Genomic DNA, 15,896 nt, shown 5'->3' on the forward strand with positions numbered 1-15,896 from the left:
GGGGGAGGGGGCCCCAGGAACGCCGAGCTTCGGGACACCGGGGTCCACACCATTCCCTTCTCCTAGAACCTGTTCTATCTTGACGCCCCGTCAGATCACTGAACTCCGTCGGAGGGACAGGCCGTGGACTTCACCTTCAGCGAGGAGCAGCGGGCGGCGGCGGAGGCGGCGCGTGGGGTGTTTGCCGGGGTGGTGCCGGATGCGGTGCCCAGTCCGGCGCTCACCACCGGTGCCGTGGCCGAGGGCTTCGACCGGGAGCTGTGGTCCCGGCTGGCCGAGGCGGACCTGCTGAGTCTGCTGCTCGACGAGACGCACGGCGGTTCCGGACTGGACGCGATCGCGCTGTGCCTGGTGCTGCGTGAGTCCGCCAAGGTGCTCGCCCGGGTGCCGCTGCTGGAGCACAGCGCGGCGGCAGCGGCCGTACAGGCTTTTGGGGGCGCGGAGTTGGCTCAGCGCCTGCTGGCGCGGGCCGGGCGGGGCGAGCTGGTGCTGACGGTCGCGGCGCACGGGCGTACGGGCCATGATCCGGCCGAACTGGCCGTCGGCGCACGGCGGGACGGTACGGGCTGGGTGCTGGAAGGGGTGCAGACGGCGGTGGCGTGGGCGTATGACGCGGACCTCGTCGTCGTACCGGCGCATGTCGAGGGTGGGGCCGCCGACCGGACCGTGCTCGCGCTGGTGCCGCGCGAGTTGGCCGGGGTGGGCCTCGCCGAGCAGGTGTCCACCCATGGGGAGCGGCTGGCCGAGCTGCGGCTGGCGTCCGTGCAGATCGACGAGGGTGACGTCATCGAGGGCGACGGCGCCTGGGAGTGGCTGCACGCGCTGCTCGCCACCGGCACCTGCGCGCTGGCGCTCGGGCTGGGCGAGCGGGTGCTGGACATGACGGCCGAATACACCGGTAAGCGGGAGCAGTTCGGGTATCCGATCGCGACCTTCCAGGCGGTGGCCGTGCAGGCCGCGGACCGGTACATCGATCTGCGCGCCATGGAGGCCACGCTCTGGCAGGCCGCGTGGCGGATCGCGTCGGGGGCGGCGGGGGCGCTGCCGGCCGCCGGGGATGTGGCGGTGGCGAAGATCTGGGCCGCGGAGGGCGTGCGCCGGGTGGTGCAGACGGCCCAGCATCTGCACGGCGGGTTCGGCGCCGACACCGACTACCCGCTGCACCGCTATCACGCCTGGGCCAAGCACCTGGAGCTGGCGCTCGGCCCGGCGGCGGCGTACGAGGAGAAGCTCGGGGATCTGCTGGCGGCCCATCCGCTGGGGTGACGCCGGTCGCTGGGGGACGCCGTCCAGTGGTTACGCCCATCGGCTCGCCTGGCCCGATCCGCCGGGCCGACGCCGTCCAGCGAGCCGACGTCCATCCGCTGAGCCGACCCGATCCGAGCGGGCCGAGCCACCCAGCGGGCCGACGCCGTCCACCGGGCGCGGCCATCCACCGGGCCAGCCCAATCCACCGGGCCGACACCGTCCAGCGAGCCGACGTCCATCCGCTGAGCCGACCCGATCCGAGCGGGCCGAGCCACCCAGCGGGCCGACGCCGTCCACCGGGCGCGGCCATCCACCGGGCCAGCCCAATCCACCGGGCCGACACCGTCCAGCGAGCCGACGTCCATCCGCTGAGCCGACCCGCCCCGACGCCTTCCCATGGGCTGACGCAATCCCACGGCTGACACCCGTCCACGGGGCCGGGGCCCGATCCGCCGGGGTTCCCCGATCAGCCGGGCAGACCGCGCGGCCCAGGGCAGCCGGGACGAGGTGCGGGGGGACGCTCTACAGGACGTGACCCGGCTTGCCGTCGTTCGTGATGACCGGGTGGCCCGTGGCCTGCCAGACCTGCATGCCGCCGTCGACGTTCACGGCGTCGATGCCCTGCTGGACCAGGTACATGGTGACCTGCGCCGAGCGGCCGCCGGAGCGGCAGATGACGTGGACGCGGCCGTCCTGCGGGGCGGCCTCGGTCAGCTCGCCGTAGCGGGCCACGAACTCGCTGATGGGGATGTGCAGCGCTCCCTCGGCGTGGCCCGCCTGCCACTCGTCGTCCTCGCGGACGTCCAGCAGGAAGTCGCCGTCCTTGAGGTCCGTGACCTCGACCGTGGGCACACCAGCTCCGAAACTCATGTCTCCGACGCTACCCGAAAGTCCAAGGGGTCAGCGGAGGCGAGGGGGCTCAAGCCTGGTCCCGCAGGGCCGCCAGCTCCGTCTCCCGCTGGGCGATGTCGGAGCGCAGCCTGTCGGCGATCTCCTCGAGCAGCGCGTCGGGGTCGTCCGGGGCGAGCCGGAGCATGCCGGCGATCGCGCCCTCCTCCAGTTCGCGCGCGACGAGGGTGAGCAGCTCCTTGCGCTGGTCGAGCCATTCGAGGCGGGCGTAGAGCTCCTCGGCCGGGCTCGGACGCCGCTCGGGCGGCACCGGGCCGGCCGCCCACTCCTCGGCCAGCTCCGTCAGCAGGGTCTCGTCGCCTCGGGCGTAGGCGGCGTTGACCCGGGTGATGAACTCCTCACGCCGCTTCCGCTCCTCTTCCTCCTGCGCGAGGTCGGGATGCGCCTTGCGGGCCAGCTCGCGGTAGAGCTTGCGGGCCTCCTCGCTGGGCCGTACCCGCTCCGGGGGCTGTACGGCCTGGTCGGTGAGCATGGCGGTGGCCTCCGGGAACAGGCCGTGGCCGTCCATCCAGCCGTGCAGCAGTTCCTCCACGCCGGGGATCGGCAGGATCCGGGCGCGGGCCTCCTCGGCGCGGCGGATGTCCTCCGGATCGCCGGTGCGGGCGGCCTTCGCCTCGGCGATCTCGGCGTCCAGCTCCTCGATACGGGTGTAGAGCGGGCCGAGCCGCTGCTCGTGCAGCCGGGAGAAGTTCTCGACCTCGACGCGGAAGGTCTCCACGGCGATCTCGTACTCGATCAACGCCTGCTCGGCGGCCCGTACGGCCTGTTCGAGCCGTTCTTCGGGCCGCGGGGCGGATGGGGACTGATCGGGTTCCGGGATCGTCACCCGACCAGGGTAGGCGGTGGAGATACGGCGACTCGCCGTAGGGCGATGGGTCGACTGCCGGGTGCGGAGCCGCTGTGACGGGTCGCCCTCCGGCACGGCGGAGCCATTGTGCCGGGTCACCCCTGCCGGGCGTAGCGGTTGTGGCAGGTCACCCCCGCCCGGCGTAGCCGTTGTCGCAGGTCCCCCCGCCCGGCGGCGCCGCATATCGGCACAGCCCCGCCCCTCTTAGGCCGCCGCAGTTTCATGCCGCCTCAAGTCCCCACCTCACACCCCCCGCCTCACACCCCCTCCTCGGCCGCGATCTTCCCCGCCCTGATCCCCGCCACCAGCTCCGCGTGATCCGCCTCCGTGCGGTCGGCGTAGGTGACGGCGAAGGCGGCTATCGCCTCGTCCAGTTCCTCGTTCTTGCCGCAGTAGCCGGCGATCAGCCGTGGGTCGGCGCTGTGGGAGTGGGCGCGGGCCAGGAGGGCGCCGGTCATACGGCCGTAGTCGTCGATCTGGTCGGCGGTGAGGGCGGCGGGGTCGACGCTGCCCTTGCGGTTGCGGAACTGGCGCACCTGGAAGGGGCGCCCCTCGACGGTCGTCCAGCCGAGCAGGATGTCGCTGACGACCTGCATCCGCTTCTGGCCGAGGACGACCCGGCGGCCCTCGTGTGCCACCGGTGGTGTCGTGAAACCGGCGGTGGCCAGGTGCGGGACGAGCGCGGAGGGCCGGGCCTCCTTCACCTGGAGCACCAGCGGCTGTTCACGGTGGTCGAGGAGCAGCACGACGTAGGAGCGGGTGCCGACGCTGCCGGTGCCGACCACCCGGAAGGCCACGTCGTGCACGGCGTGCCGGGCGAGCAGGGGGTGCCGGTCCTCGGAGAGCGTCGTGAGGTACTCCTCCAGGGAGGCGGCGACCGCGGTGGCCTCGGCATCCGGGATACGGCGCAGGACCGGGGAGGCGTCCACGAACCGGCGTCCGCCGTCCGCCACCGCCTCGGTCGACTTCGCCGCGAACCGGCCGCTGGTGTTGGCGCGGGCCTTCTCCGAGACCCGCTGCAGGGTGCCGAGCAGATCGTGGGCGTCGGTGTGGGAGACCAGTTCCTCGTCCGCGATGGCGTTCCAGGCGTCGAGGACCGGCAGCTTGGCCAGCAGACGCATGGTGCGGCGGTAGGCGCCCACCGTGTCCTGCGCGGCCGCGCGGCACGTGTCCTCGTCGGCGCCTGCCTCGCGGCCGGCGAGCACCAGCGAGGCGGCGAGCCGCTTCAGATCCCACTCCCAGGGGCCGTGCACGGTCTCGTCGAAGTCGTTGAGGTCGATGACGAGGTCGCCGCGGTGATCGCCGTACAGGCCGAAGTTGGCCGCGTGCGCGTCTCCGCATATCTGGGTGCCGATCCTGGTCATCGGGGTGCGGGCCAGGTCGTACGCCATGAGTCCGGCCGAGCCGCGCAGGAAGGCGAAGGGGGTGGCCGCCATCCGTCCGACGCGGATGGGGGTCAGTTCCGGGATGCGGCCGGCGTTGGACTCGGTGACCGCGCTCACCGCGTCGGGACGGGAGGCGTCCAGGTCGAGCGTGCGGTGCGCGCCTCGCGGGACACTCGTCCGCAGCGCCTTGCCCTCGTCCTTGGGCGAGCCCTGCCGGGGCCACTGGGCGAACCCGCGCACCCATGGCAGCCTGCACGTTTCCCGGTCCCTCGCGTCCGCCAGCACTTCCCCACCGGTTCCGCTCACCGCGACCGCCTCCCCCGAACACCTTCGGCACGAAGATCAACACGAACATCAACTCGTGCAGACCGTACAGGCGGTGACGGAAACACGTCAGATCTGCGGTGCACGGCGAGCGGCTGTGGAAGAGCTTCCTCGCACGGGGTACGCCGGCGAACGCGGCGCTGCCTAGGCCGTCCGGTGGAGGTGCGAGCGCGGGGTGGGCGGCGCGGGGAAGGCCTGTCGGCAGGGGCGGCGGCCACTTGATGGGAGGCGACCATGGGACGGGTGCGAAGGGGCGCTCGCGACGCAACGGCTGCCGTGGATACGAGCCGAAAGCCGCCATCCCCGACCACATCCACTCCGGCTCTGCTTCTACCCCTACCTCCACGTCCAGCTCCACCTCCAGCCCCGGCGCCACCCTCGCCCCCACCCCCATCCCATCCCAAACCCCCTGTCATCGCCCGCAGCCGGCACAGGAACGTCCCCCATGCCTGAGCTGCCCGACGTCGAGGGGTTCCGCCAGGTGCTGGTGTCCTGTGCGCAGGGCAAGGTCATCCGCCGCGTCGACGTGCGCGATGCGGGTGTCCTGCACGGGGTGAGCGCGCGGCGGCTGCGCGAGGCGCTGGAGGGGCGGCGGTTCACGGAGCCGGAGCGGCACGGCAAGTGGCTGCTCGCGCGCACCGGCGGTCCCACCCTCCTGCTGCACTTCGGCATGACCGGCAGACTGCTCTGTGCCCGGCCCGGGGACGCCGTCGAGGCCCATGACCGCGTGCTGTTCGGCCTCGGTGGCGACCGCCAGCTCCGCTACCGCGACCAGCGCAAGCTCCAGGGGCTCTGGCTGGCCGACGACGACTCCGGCGTTGCCCGGCTGCTGGACCGTCAGGGTCCGGACGCGCTGGCGGTGGGCCGAGAGGACTTCGAGGCCGCGCTCTCCGCACGCCGTGGTCACATCAAGACCGCGCTGACCGACCAGTCCGTCCTGGCCGGTCTCGGGAATCTGCTGGCCGACGAGATCCTGTGGCGTGCCGGGCTGCACCCGCGTACCCGGGCCGACGGTCTGTCGGAGACCGAACGCCGGCACCTGTACACGCACATGCGGCGCACGCTGCGTTCCGCGGTCACCGCCGGCTGTGTCCCGCCGCGCGATGCGTGGCTCACCGGCCACCGCGACGACCCGGACCCGATGTGCCCCCGCTGCGGCACCCACTTGCGCCGCTCCCGTCTGGCAGGCCGCGGCACGGTGTGGTGCCCGCGCTGCCAGCCGGAGGGGACCTGAGCCACGGTCGGCACCGCGCGCTCCTCTCGGAGCCGGCCGGCCCCGTCCGTGAGATAGCTCACCGGCGGATCGGGCTCCGCGGTCGGCGGCAGGCTGTGCGATCTCTCACAACCGCACGTGAAACGCGAAACGGGCCCTGCCGTGACTTCCGTCACCGGCAGAGACCCGTCTCGTCTCTGTGCGCGAGGGGGGAGTTGAACCCCCACGCCCTTGCGGGCACTGGAACCTGAATCCAGCGCGTCTGCCTATTCCGCCACCCGCGCATTGGGTGTGTCTTCCGGCTCCGGCCCTTTCGGGCTGGCCCCTTCCGACACCCAGAACATTAGCACGCCGTACGGGGTGGATTCACATCCCTTCCCCTGGCCCAGGGAACGCCCGAGCCCAGCCCAGGTCCGGGCCCAGGACCCGGACCAGAGCCCGGCCAGGACCCGAACCGGGACCCGGACCAGAGCCCCGGCAAGACCCGGACCAGGCCCCGGACCAAGATCCGAGCCAGGCCCGGCCGGGGCCCGGTCAGAGCCCGTACCAGCCCCGCCCCTCCCGCCCGGCAGCCGAACCGCCGCGCCCTCCTACCCCGCGGACCCGTCCTTCACGTATCAAGGAGACCTGCTTCACGTATCAACCTCGTACCGGTCCCGGGCATCTGCCCAGGAGGCGGGACAGGTCCACAGCCGGGTGCGGGACACTGGTCTTCGACCCCCTCTACGATCCATGGCAACAGGAGTGCGCACCGGGAGTTCGAAGGGGAGTCGCTGGGGGAACCGCCTGATTGCCGGGCGCGTAGATACGATCAGTGAGCAGGACCAGCGGAACCGGCAGTACAGGCAAGGCAGCGCACACAGCAGGGCAAGGCAACGGCAGGAACGGAGGAGGTGCCCCATGGGAGTCCTGAAGAAGTTCGAGCAGCGTCTCGAAGGTCTGGTGAACGGCACCTTCGCCAAGGTCTTCAAGTCCGAGGTCCAGCCCGTGGAGATCGCCGGCGCACTCCAGCGCGAGTGCGACAACAACGCGACCATCTGGAACCGCGAACGGACCGTCGTACCCAATGACTTCATCGTGGAGCTGAGCACGCCGGACTACGAGCGCCTCAGCCCGTACTCCGGGCAGCTCGGCGACGAGCTGGCCGGCATGGTGCGCGACTACGCCAAGCAGCAGCGCTACACCTTCATGGGCCCGATCAAGGTCACCCTGGAGAAGGCCGACGATCTGGACACCGGCCTGTACCGGGTGCGCTCGCGCACCCTCGCCTCCTCCAGCAGCCAGCAGGCCCCCGCGGCCCCCGCCCCCGGCCGCCCCGCGCAGGGCGCCCAGGGCGGTTACGGCTACCCGCCCGCCGCGCCCGCCGGCGCGCCTCCGATGCCGTCGTCGCCGCCGCCCGGCGCCCGCCCCGGCGGATACGGCTACCCTCAGCCCGCCACGCAGCGGCCCGCGGCCGCCCCGACGAGCGGCGGGCGCACCCGCTACTGGATCGAGATCAACGGCACCCGCCACCAGATCTCCCGCCCGACTCTGGTGATGGGCCGCAGCACCGACGCCGACGTGCGGATCGACGACCCCGGCGTCTCGCGCCGGCACTGTGAGATCCGGACCGGAACGCCCTCGACGATCCAGGATCTCGGTTCCACCAACGGCATCGTGGTGGACGGGCAGCACACCACCCGCGCTACGCTCCGCGACGGCTCGCGGATCGTCGTGGGCAGCACCACCGTTATCTATAGGCAAGCCGAAGGGTGAAGCGGGGGCAATGTCAGAGCTGACCCTCACGGTCATGCGGCTGGGTTTCCTGGCCGTACTGTGGCTGTTCGTGATCGTGGCCGTGCAGGTCATCCGGAGCGACCTGTTCGGTACGCGTGTCACCCAGCGCGGATCGCGCAGGGAGGCCGGTCGCCAGCAGCAGGCGGCCCGGCAGCAGCCCGCCGCGCCTCCGCAGCAGCGAGGCCAGCAGCGGGGCCAGCAGGGCGGCGGCCGGCGCGGGCGCAACGCCCCCAGCAAGCTGGTCGTGACCGAGGGCACACTGACCGGCACCACGGTCGCGCTCCAGGGTCAGACGGTCACGCTGGGCCGGGCGCACGACTCCACGATCGTGCTGGACGACGACTACGCCTCCAGCCGTCATGCCAGGATCTACCCGGATCGCGACGGTCAGTGGATCGTCGAGGACCTCGGCTCCACCAACGGCACCTACCTGGACCGGTCCCGGCTGACGACCCCCACGCCGATCCCGCTGGGCGCGCCGATCCGCATCGGCAAGACCGTCATCGAGCTGCGGAAGTAGTGCTACATCATGAGTGAGCGCGAGCGGAGCGAGCACGCAGCGGCAGGCCGCACCCGGGCCACCGGAGCGCTCCCGACCGGAGGGTGGGCAGTGTGGCTCGACACGACCGGCTGCATTCGGAGCCGACGGGCGAGGTGCGCATGAGTCTGTCACTGCGCTTTGCCGCCGGATCGCACAAGGGCATGATCCGCGAGGGCAACGAGGACTCCGGTTACGCCGGTCCCCGGCTGCTCGCGATCGCCGACGGCATGGGCGGCCAGGCGGCCGGCGAGGTCGCCTCCTCCGAGGTCATCTCCACCCTGGTCACGCTCGACGACGACGTGCCCGGCTCCGACATCCTCACCTCGCTCGGCACGGCCGTGCAGCGCGCCAACGACCAGCTGCGCGCCATGGTCGAGGAGGACCCCCAGCTCGAGGGCATGGGGACGACCCTCACCGCCCTGCTGTGGACCGGGCAGCGGCTCGGTCTCGTGCACGTCGGCGACTCGCGCGCCTATCTGCTGCGTGACGGAGTTCTCACGCAGATCACCCAGGACCACACCTGGGTGCAGCGGCTCGTGGACGAGGGCCGGATCACCGAAGAGGAAGCCACCACTCACCCGCAGCGCTCCCTGCTGATGCGCGCCCTCGGCAGCGCCGAGCACGTCGAGCCCGATCTGTCGATCCGCGAGGTGCGGGCCGGCGACCGCTATCTGATCTGCTCCGACGGGCTGTCCGGGGTCGTCTCCCACCAGACGTTGGAGGAGACCCTCGCCAGCTACCAGGGCCCGCAGGAGACCGTGCAGGAGCTGATCCAGCTCGCGCTGCGCGGCGGCGGCCCCGACAACATCACCGTCATCGTCGCCGACGTCCTCGACCTGGACCAGGGCGACACCCTCGCCGGGCAGCTGTCCGACCAGCCGGTCGTGGTCGGCGCCGTCGCCGAGAACCAGCACCATCTGCACGACAACGGCATCATGCAGACCCCGGCCGGCCGCGCCTCCCACCTGGGCCGCCAGGCGCCCGGGCACGGCGGCGGCGAGTTCGGCCCGCCCGGCTCCGGCGACACCACCGGGTACATCCCGGCGGGCAGCTTCGGCGACTACGCCGACGGCGAGCTCACCAAGCCGCGCGGGCAGCGCAAGTGGCTGAAGAGATCCCTCTACAGCGTGCTCGCCCTCGCCGTCATCGGCGGCGGCCTCTACGGCGGCTACCAGTGGACGCAGACGCAGTACTACGTCGGCGCCAAGGACGAGCACGTGGCCCTGTACCGCGGGATCAGCCAGGACCTGGCCTGGGTGTCGCTGTCGAAGGTGGAGAAGGACCACCCCGAGATCGAACTCAAGTACCTGCCGCCGTACCAGCAGAAGCAGGTGAAGGCCACGATCACCGCGGGCGGTCTGCAGCAGGCCCAGGCGAAGATCGACGCGCTGTCCGTGCAGGCTTCCGCGTGCCGGAAGCAGGCGGAGCGCCAGGCCGCCGAGTCCCAGCGGAACGCCAAGACGGGCCAGGGCGAGGCCGGAGGTACCACGGGAACCACCCGTACCGCCTTCACGTCCAAGGCATCACCGACGCCGAACCCGTCAACGGGTACGGCGTCGAAGAAGCCCCCGACAACGTCCTCGAAGCCCCCGACCCCGACCGCCACTCCGAACCCCGGCCCGAGCCTCTCCGAGGATGAGCAGAAGGTCGTCGATCAGTGCGGCAAGCAGTAGCCGAGCCGCGAGAGGCACCGTCACACGATGAGCAGTACGACTAACCCGCCGACGCACCACACGTCCACGATCGGCGCGATCGGCGCACCGAGCCGCCGCAACACCGAGCTGGCCCTGCTGGTCTTCGCGGTGGCCGTCCCGGTGTTCGCCTACGCCAACGTGGGCCTGGCCATCAGCAACCACGTGCCCGCCGGACTGCTGGAGTACGGCCTCGGCCTCGGCCTGATGGCCGGCGTCGCCCATCTCGCCGTACGGAAGTTCGCCCCGTACGCCGACCCGCTGCTGCTGCCGCTGGCCACGCTGCTCAACGGGCTCGGGCTGGTCGTCATCTGGCGCCTGGACCAGTCGAAGCTGCTGCAGTCACTGCCCCACTTCGCCCCGGCCGCGACCCGGCAGCTGCTGTACAGCGCGCTGGGTATCGCCATGTTCGCGGCCGTGCTGATCTTCCTGAAGGACCATCGTGTCCTGCAGCGCTACACGTACATCTCGATGTTCGGCGCGCTGGTCCTGCTCCTGCTGCCGCTGGTACCGGGCCTCGGGGCCAACATCTACGGCGCCAAGATCTGGATCAACATCCCCGGCCTCGGGTCCCTGCAGCCCGGTGAGTTCGCGAAGATCGTCCTCGCGGTCTTCTTCGCCGGCTACCTGATGGTCAAGCGCGACGCCCTGGCCCTCGCCAGCCGCCGTTTCATGGGCCTGTACCTGCCGCGCGGCCGCGACCTCGGTCCGATCCTGGTCGTCTGGGCGATGTCGATCCTCATCCTGGTCTTCGAGACCGACCTCGGCACCTCGCTGCTGTTCTTCGGCCTGTTCGTGATCATGCTGTACGTCGCCACCGAGCGGACCAGCTGGATCGTCTTCGGTCTGCTGATGTCCGCCGTCGGCGCGGTCGGCGTGGCGAGCTTCGAGCCGCACGTGAAGAGCCGCGTCGAGTCCTGGCTCGACCCGATGAAGGAGTTCACCCTCAGCCGCCAGGGCGTGGTCGGCCACTCCGAGCAGCTGCAGCAGGCGCTGTGGGCGTTCGGCTCCGGCGGCACCCTCGGCACCGGCCTCGGCCAGGGCCACTCGGACCTGATCCGGTTCGCCGCCAACTCCGACTTCATCCTCGCCACCTTCGGCGAGGAGCTGGGCCTCGCGGGCATCATGGCGATCCTGCTGATCTACGGCCTGATCGTGGAGCGCGGCGTGCGCACCGCCCTCGCCGCCCGCGACCCGTTCGGCAAGCTGCTCGCCGTGGGCCTGTCCGGCGCCTTCGCGCTGCAGGTGTTCGTCGTGGCCGGCGGTGTGATGGGCCTCATCCCGCTGACCGGTATGACGATGCCGTTCGTCGCGTACGGCGGTTCCTCCGTGCTGGCCAACTGGGCGCTGATCGGCATCCTCATCCGCATCAGCGACACCGCCCGCCGCCCGGCGCCCACCCCCGCGACCAACCCCGACGCCGAGATGACCCAGGTGGTCCGCCCGTCATGAACAAACCCCTGCGCCGGATCGCGATCTTCTGCGGCCTCCTCGTACTGGCCCTGCTGATCCGCGACAACTACCTCCAGTACGTCAAGGCCGAGCAGCTGGCGAGCGAGAAGGACAACCGCCGGGTCGCCATCCAGCGCTACGCGCACCCGCGCGGCGACATCATCGTCGACGGCAACCCGATAACCGGCTCCGTCGTCTCCAAGAGCGGCGACTTCAAGTACAAGCGCACGTACAAGAACGGGCCCATGTGGTCCCCGGTCACCGGCTACTCCTCGCAGGCCTTCGACAGCAGCCAGCTGGAGAAGATCGACGACGGCATCCTCTCCGGCAACGACGACCGGCTCTTCTTCCGCAAGACCCTCGACATGATCACGGGGAAGCCGCAGCTGGGCGGCAACGTCGTCACCACGCTGAACGCGTCCGCGCAGAAGGCGGCGTACGACGGGCTGGCCAAGCAGGGCGGCAAGGGCGCGGTCGTCGCCCTGGAGCCGTCCACCGGCAAGATCCTGGCGCTGGCCTCCTACCCGTCGTACGACCCCTCGTCCTTCGCGGGGTACTCCGACAACGACGCCAAGGCCTGGAACAGCCTCAAGAGCAGCAAGGCCGATCCGATGCTGAACCGGGCGCTGCGCGAGACCTACCCGCCGGGCTCCACGTTCAAGGTGGTCACCGCCGCGGCGGCGCTGGAGAACGGGCTGTACAAGTCGGCCGACGAGCAGACGAACTCGCCGCTGCCGTGGACCATGCCGGGCACGACGACGCAGCTGAAGAACGAGGGCAACATCCCCTGCAAGAACGCCAACCTGCGCACGGCGCTGCAGTTCTCCTGCAACACGGTCTTCGGCAAGATCGGCTCCGACCTCGGCAACGACAAGATGCTGACCGAGGCGAAGAAGTTCGGCTTCGACGCCGAGCAGTTCACCCCGGTCCGCACCAACGCGTCGGTGTTCTCCGACAACATGAACCAGTCGCAGACCGCGCTGTCCTCCATCGGCCAGTACAACACCGCCGCGACCCCGCTGCAGATGGCCATGGTCGCCTCGGCGGTCGCCAATGACGGCAAGCTGATGAAGCCGTACATGGTGGACAAGCTCCAGGGGCCCAACCTCGACACGGTCGCGCAGACCGAGCCGCAGGAGATGAGCCGCCCGCTGTCCTCGCAGAACGCACAGATCCTGCAGGACATGATGCAGACGGTGGTCGAGAAGGGCACCGGTACGAACGCCAAGATCGACGGCGTCACGGTCGGCGGCAAGACCGGTACCGCGCAGCACGGTGTGGCGAACAGCGCCAACCCGTACGCGTGGTTCATCTCCTACGCCAAGCTGCCCGACGGCAGCTCGCCGGTCGCCGTGGCCGTGGTGATCGAGGACGGCAGCGCCAACCGCGACGACATCTCCGGTGGCGGCCTGGCCGCGCCGATCGCGAAGAACGTCATGGAGGCGGTCATCAAGTCCAAGAAGTGACCTTGGCCGCAGGAAGTGACGCCGCTCACGTCTCCTTCACATCGCTGCACGTTGCGATACCGGTCCTGTATCGGGTTCCGGGCTTGGACAGGCCATACAAAGCGAGCCGGGTACGGTAGGCCCGGACGGCAGCCTCCGGCCGTGCACGAACGTGTACGGCCGAGACCGACGGAGAGGGCTGGTAGGTAGCTATGGAAGAGCCGCGTCGCCTCGGCGGCCGGTACGAGCTGGGCCAGGTGCTCGGCCGTGGTGGCATGGCCGAGGTCTACCTCGCGCATGACACCCGCCTGGGCCGCACCGTGGCAGTGAAGACCCTGCGCGCCGACCTGGCACGCGACCCTTCCTTCCAGGCCCGGTTCCGCCGGGAGGCCCAGTCGGCCGCCTCGCTCAACCATCCCGCGATCGTCGCGGTCTACGACACGGGCGAGGACTACATCGACGGGGTCTCCATCCCGTACATCGTGATGGAGTACGTAGACGGTTCCACGCTCCGCGAACTCCTCCACTCCGGTCGCAAGCTCCTGCCCGAGCGCGCGATGGAGATGACCATCGGCATCCTCCAGGGCCTGGAGTACGCCCACCGCAACGGCATCGTCCACCGTGACATCAAGCCGGCCAACGTCATGCTGACGCGCAACGGCCAGGTCAAGGTGATGGACTTCGGCATCGCCCGCGCCATGGGCGACTCCGGCATGACCATGACACAGACGGCGGCGGTGATCGGTACGGCCCAGTACCTCTCGCCGGAGCAGGCGAAGGGCGAGCAGGTCGACGCGCGCTCGGACCTGTACTCGACGGGTTGCCTGCTCTACGAGCTGCTGACGGTGAGGCCGCCCTTCGTCGGCGACTCCCCTGTCGCGGTGGCCTACCAGCACGTCCGCGAGGAACCCCAGGCCCCGTCGGTCTTCGACCCCGAGATCACGCCCGAGATGGACGCGATCGTCCTGAAGGCGCTGGTCAAGGACCCGAACTACCGCTACCAGTCGGCCGACGAGATGCGCGCCGACATCGAGGCCTGCCTGGACGGCCAGCCGGTAGCGGCGACGGCCGCGATGGGTGCGGTGGGCTACGGCGGCTACCCCGACGACCAGCCGACGACGGCCCTGCGCCCGGACGCCGGCGCGGGAGCGACCTCCATGCTCCCGCCGATGAACCCGGACGACGGCGGCTACGGCTACGACGAGGGCCCCGGCCGCCGGGGCCGCCAGCAGAAGAAGTCCAACACCTCCACGATCCTGCTGGTGGTCGCGGGCGTCCTGGTGCTGATCGGCGCGATCCTGATCGGCAAGTGGGTGGCGAGCGGCGGCAACACGGGCGACGGCAAGGTACCGGTGCCGAACTTCGTCGGTGTGTCCCAGGGCACGGCCAGGAAGATGGCCGAGAACGTCGACCTCAAGGTCAGCACCTCCGCCAAGCCCTGCGACAACCAGCCCAAGGGCAACGTCTGCTCGCAGAACCCCGACAACGGCATCAAGGTCGACAAGGGCAGCACAGTCAGCCTGGTGATCTCGACGGGCGCGCCGAAGGTGGACGTTCCGGACGTCCGCGGGCTCCAGTTCGACCAGGCTCAGACCCAGCTGGAGGGCAAGGGCTTCAAGGTCGAGAAGCAGACCCAGGTGTCGGCCCAGCCGGCCGGCGTGGTCATCACCCAGGACCCGCAGGGCGGCACGAGCAGGCAGAAGGGCACCACGATCACCCTCACGGTCGCCAAGCCCGAGGACAAGGTCACGATCCCCCAGGACATCATCGGCCAGTCCTGCGACACGGCGAAGACCGAGCTGCAGAACCTGGGCCTGTCGCCCTCCTGCAACGACACCCCACGCCCAACCAGGCCGACGACGGCAAGGTCCTGTCGACCAACCCGGCCGTCGGCCAGCAGCTCGCCAAGAACACCAGCGTGGTGATCAACGTGGGCAAGTTCCAGGGTGGCCAGACGCAGGGCCAGGTGCCGAACGTCACCGGCCAGACCCTGAAGCAGGCCCAGCAGATCCTTCAGCAGCAGGGCTACACGAACATCTCGGTCCAGGGACCGAACGACGACAAGGCACGGGTCCTGCAGCAGAACCCGCCGCAGGGCACCCAGGCCGACCCGAGCAACACCCAGATCGTCCTGACCACCGTGGACGTCGGCGGCGGCAACAACGGCGGTAACAACGGCGGCATCTTCGGCGGCATCAACGGCTGATCCAGCCACCGGCAGACGGGTCCGCCCAGGAACTCTGGTTCCCGGGCGGACCCGTCTTGGTCTGCGGATCTCCTGCGAGGAGGTGTGTCAGCGCAGCTCCGCCGGAGGCGTCCGCTTGCTGTCCACCTTCTCCACCCGGACCAGCTCGCCCCAGACCACGTAGCGGTACTCGGAGGTGTACACCGGCGTGCAGGTCGTCAGGGTGATGTAGTGGCCCGGCTTCTTCGCGCCGGACTCCTTCGGGATCGGGGCGATGACCTTGACGTTGTACTTCGAGGTCTCCGGGAGGATCGAGAAGACCTTGTAGACGTACCAGTCGTCGCGCGTCTCGAAGACGATCGGGTCGCCCTGCTTCACCTTGTCGATGTTGTGGAACTTCGCCCCGTGCCCGTCCCGGTGGGCGGCGAGGGTGAAGTTGCCGTTCCTGCCGGTTATGGGGAGCGTGGCCTTGAGCGGGTCGGTGTAGTAGCCGGCCACGCCGTCGTTGAGGACGTCCGTGCCCGTGCCCTTCTCGACCAGGACCACGCCGTTCTTCATCGACGGCACATGCAGGAAGCCGATGCCGTCCTTGGTGTCCAGCGCCCCCGGACCGGAGTCCGCCGCGTGGGCCCAGTGCCGACGGACCGTGGCGGCTTCCTTGTCTGCTTTGCGGTCCGCTATCACGTTCGTCCACCACAGCGAGTAGACGACGAACAGAGCCAGCAACAGGCCTGCGGTGATCAGGAGTTCACCGAAGACGCTGACCGCCATCGCTATCCGGCCGGGGCGCCGACCGCGCGGGGCGGGACTCGGCTCGGACGCGTCCGTGTGTTCTTCGGTGTCGTCGGCGGTCGCTGCCACAGTTTCCTCTGCCCCTACT

Annotated in this window: 11 protein-coding genes, 1 tRNA gene and 1 pseudogene; 8 read left to right on the plus strand and 5 right to left on the minus strand. The window is 70.4% G+C overall.

Annotated features, from left to right (window positions below; all coding sequences use genetic code 11):
- The first annotated feature begins 123 nt into the window (after positions 1-123).
- Positions 124-1,266 (plus strand): acyl-CoA dehydrogenase family protein, encoded by a 1,143-nt coding sequence (locus tag BFF78_RS21020; protein WP_069779797.1) that lies wholly within the window; start codon positions 124-126, stop codon positions 1,264-1,266.
- A 504-nt stretch (positions 1,267-1,770) separates the two neighbouring features.
- On the opposite strand, the gene BFF78_RS21025 is transcribed toward BFF78_RS21020, so the two are convergent.
- The 3 genes from BFF78_RS21025 to BFF78_RS21035 all read right to left on the minus strand — a co-directional run bounded on the left by BFF78_RS21025 (position 1,771) and on the right by BFF78_RS21035 (position 4,695).
- Positions 1,771-2,100: a rhodanese-like domain-containing protein gene (locus tag BFF78_RS21025; RefSeq protein ID WP_069779798.1), complete on the minus strand. Its 330-nt coding sequence runs from the start codon at positions 2,098-2,100 to the stop codon at positions 1,771-1,773.
- A gap of 67 nt (positions 2,101-2,167) precedes the next feature.
- Positions 2,168-2,983, minus strand: coding sequence for a hypothetical protein (locus BFF78_RS21030; protein WP_069779799.1), 816 nt, complete (start codon positions 2,981-2,983; stop codon positions 2,168-2,170).
- Positions 2,984-3,261: 278 nt separating this feature from the next.
- Positions 3,262-4,695 (minus strand): DUF2252 domain-containing protein, encoded by a 1,434-nt coding sequence (locus BFF78_RS21035; RefSeq protein ID WP_069779800.1) that lies wholly within the window; start codon positions 4,693-4,695, stop codon positions 3,262-3,264.
- A gap of 463 nt (positions 4,696-5,158) precedes the next feature.
- On the opposite strand from BFF78_RS21035, the gene BFF78_RS21040 reads away from it, so the two are divergent.
- Complete coding sequence (locus BFF78_RS21040) at positions 5,159-5,947, plus strand: Fpg/Nei family DNA glycosylase (RefSeq protein WP_069779801.1); 789 nt, start codon at positions 5,159-5,161, stop codon at positions 5,945-5,947.
- A 179-nt stretch (positions 5,948-6,126) separates the two neighbouring features.
- Here the strand turns inward: BFF78_RS21040 and BFF78_RS21045 are convergent.
- Positions 6,127-6,210 (minus strand) — tRNA-Leu (locus tag BFF78_RS21045).
- A 616-nt stretch (positions 6,211-6,826) separates the two neighbouring features.
- On the opposite strand from BFF78_RS21045, the gene BFF78_RS21050 reads away from it, so the two are divergent.
- The 6 genes and pseudogenes from BFF78_RS21050 (at position 6,827) to pknB (ending at position 15,037) form a co-directional block, all read left to right on the plus strand.
- Positions 6,827-7,681 (plus strand): FhaA domain-containing protein, encoded by an 855-nt coding sequence (locus BFF78_RS21050; RefSeq protein ID WP_069779802.1) that lies wholly within the window; start codon positions 6,827-6,829, stop codon positions 7,679-7,681.
- A gap of 10 nt (positions 7,682-7,691) precedes the next feature.
- Positions 7,692-8,222 carry an FHA domain-containing protein FhaB/FipA gene (locus BFF78_RS21055; protein WP_069779803.1) on the plus strand — a complete coding sequence of 177 codons (531 nt, stop codon included), beginning with the start codon at positions 7,692-7,694 and terminating at the stop codon, positions 8,220-8,222.
- Positions 8,223-8,362: 140 nt separating this feature from the next.
- The gene (locus tag BFF78_RS21060; RefSeq protein WP_193433506.1) at positions 8,363-9,916 is read left to right on the plus strand and encodes a Stp1/IreP family PP2C-type Ser/Thr phosphatase; all 1,554 of its coding nucleotides are present in this window, start codon (positions 8,363-8,365) and stop codon (positions 9,914-9,916) included.
- Positions 9,917-9,943: 27 nt separating this feature from the next.
- Positions 9,944-11,386, plus strand: a complete 1,443-nt coding sequence (locus BFF78_RS21065; RefSeq protein WP_069779804.1) for an FtsW/RodA/SpoVE family cell cycle protein — start codon at positions 9,944-9,946, stop codon at positions 11,384-11,386.
- Positions 11,383-12,852 carry a peptidoglycan D,D-transpeptidase FtsI family protein gene (locus tag BFF78_RS21070; protein ID WP_069779805.1) on the plus strand — a complete coding sequence of 490 codons (1,470 nt, stop codon included), beginning with the start codon at positions 11,383-11,385 and terminating at the stop codon, positions 12,850-12,852. Before BFF78_RS21065 ends, BFF78_RS21070 begins: the two co-directional genes overlap by 4 nt.
- Before the next feature lie 191 nt (positions 12,853-13,043).
- A pseudogene (pknB, locus tag BFF78_RS21075) lies at positions 13,044-15,037 on the plus strand (Stk1 family PASTA domain-containing Ser/Thr kinase).
- 87 nt (positions 15,038-15,124) lie between these two features.
- Here pknB and BFF78_RS21080 read toward each other — a convergent pair.
- Positions 15,125-15,877, minus strand: a complete 753-nt coding sequence (locus BFF78_RS21080; protein ID WP_069779806.1) for a class E sortase — start codon at positions 15,875-15,877, stop codon at positions 15,125-15,127.
- Positions 15,878-15,896 lie beyond the last annotated feature (19 nt).

It is taken from the genome of Streptomyces fodineus, assembly GCF_001735805.1.
Lineage (GTDB): Bacteria > Actinomycetota > Actinomycetes > Streptomycetales > Streptomycetaceae > Streptomyces > Streptomyces fodineus.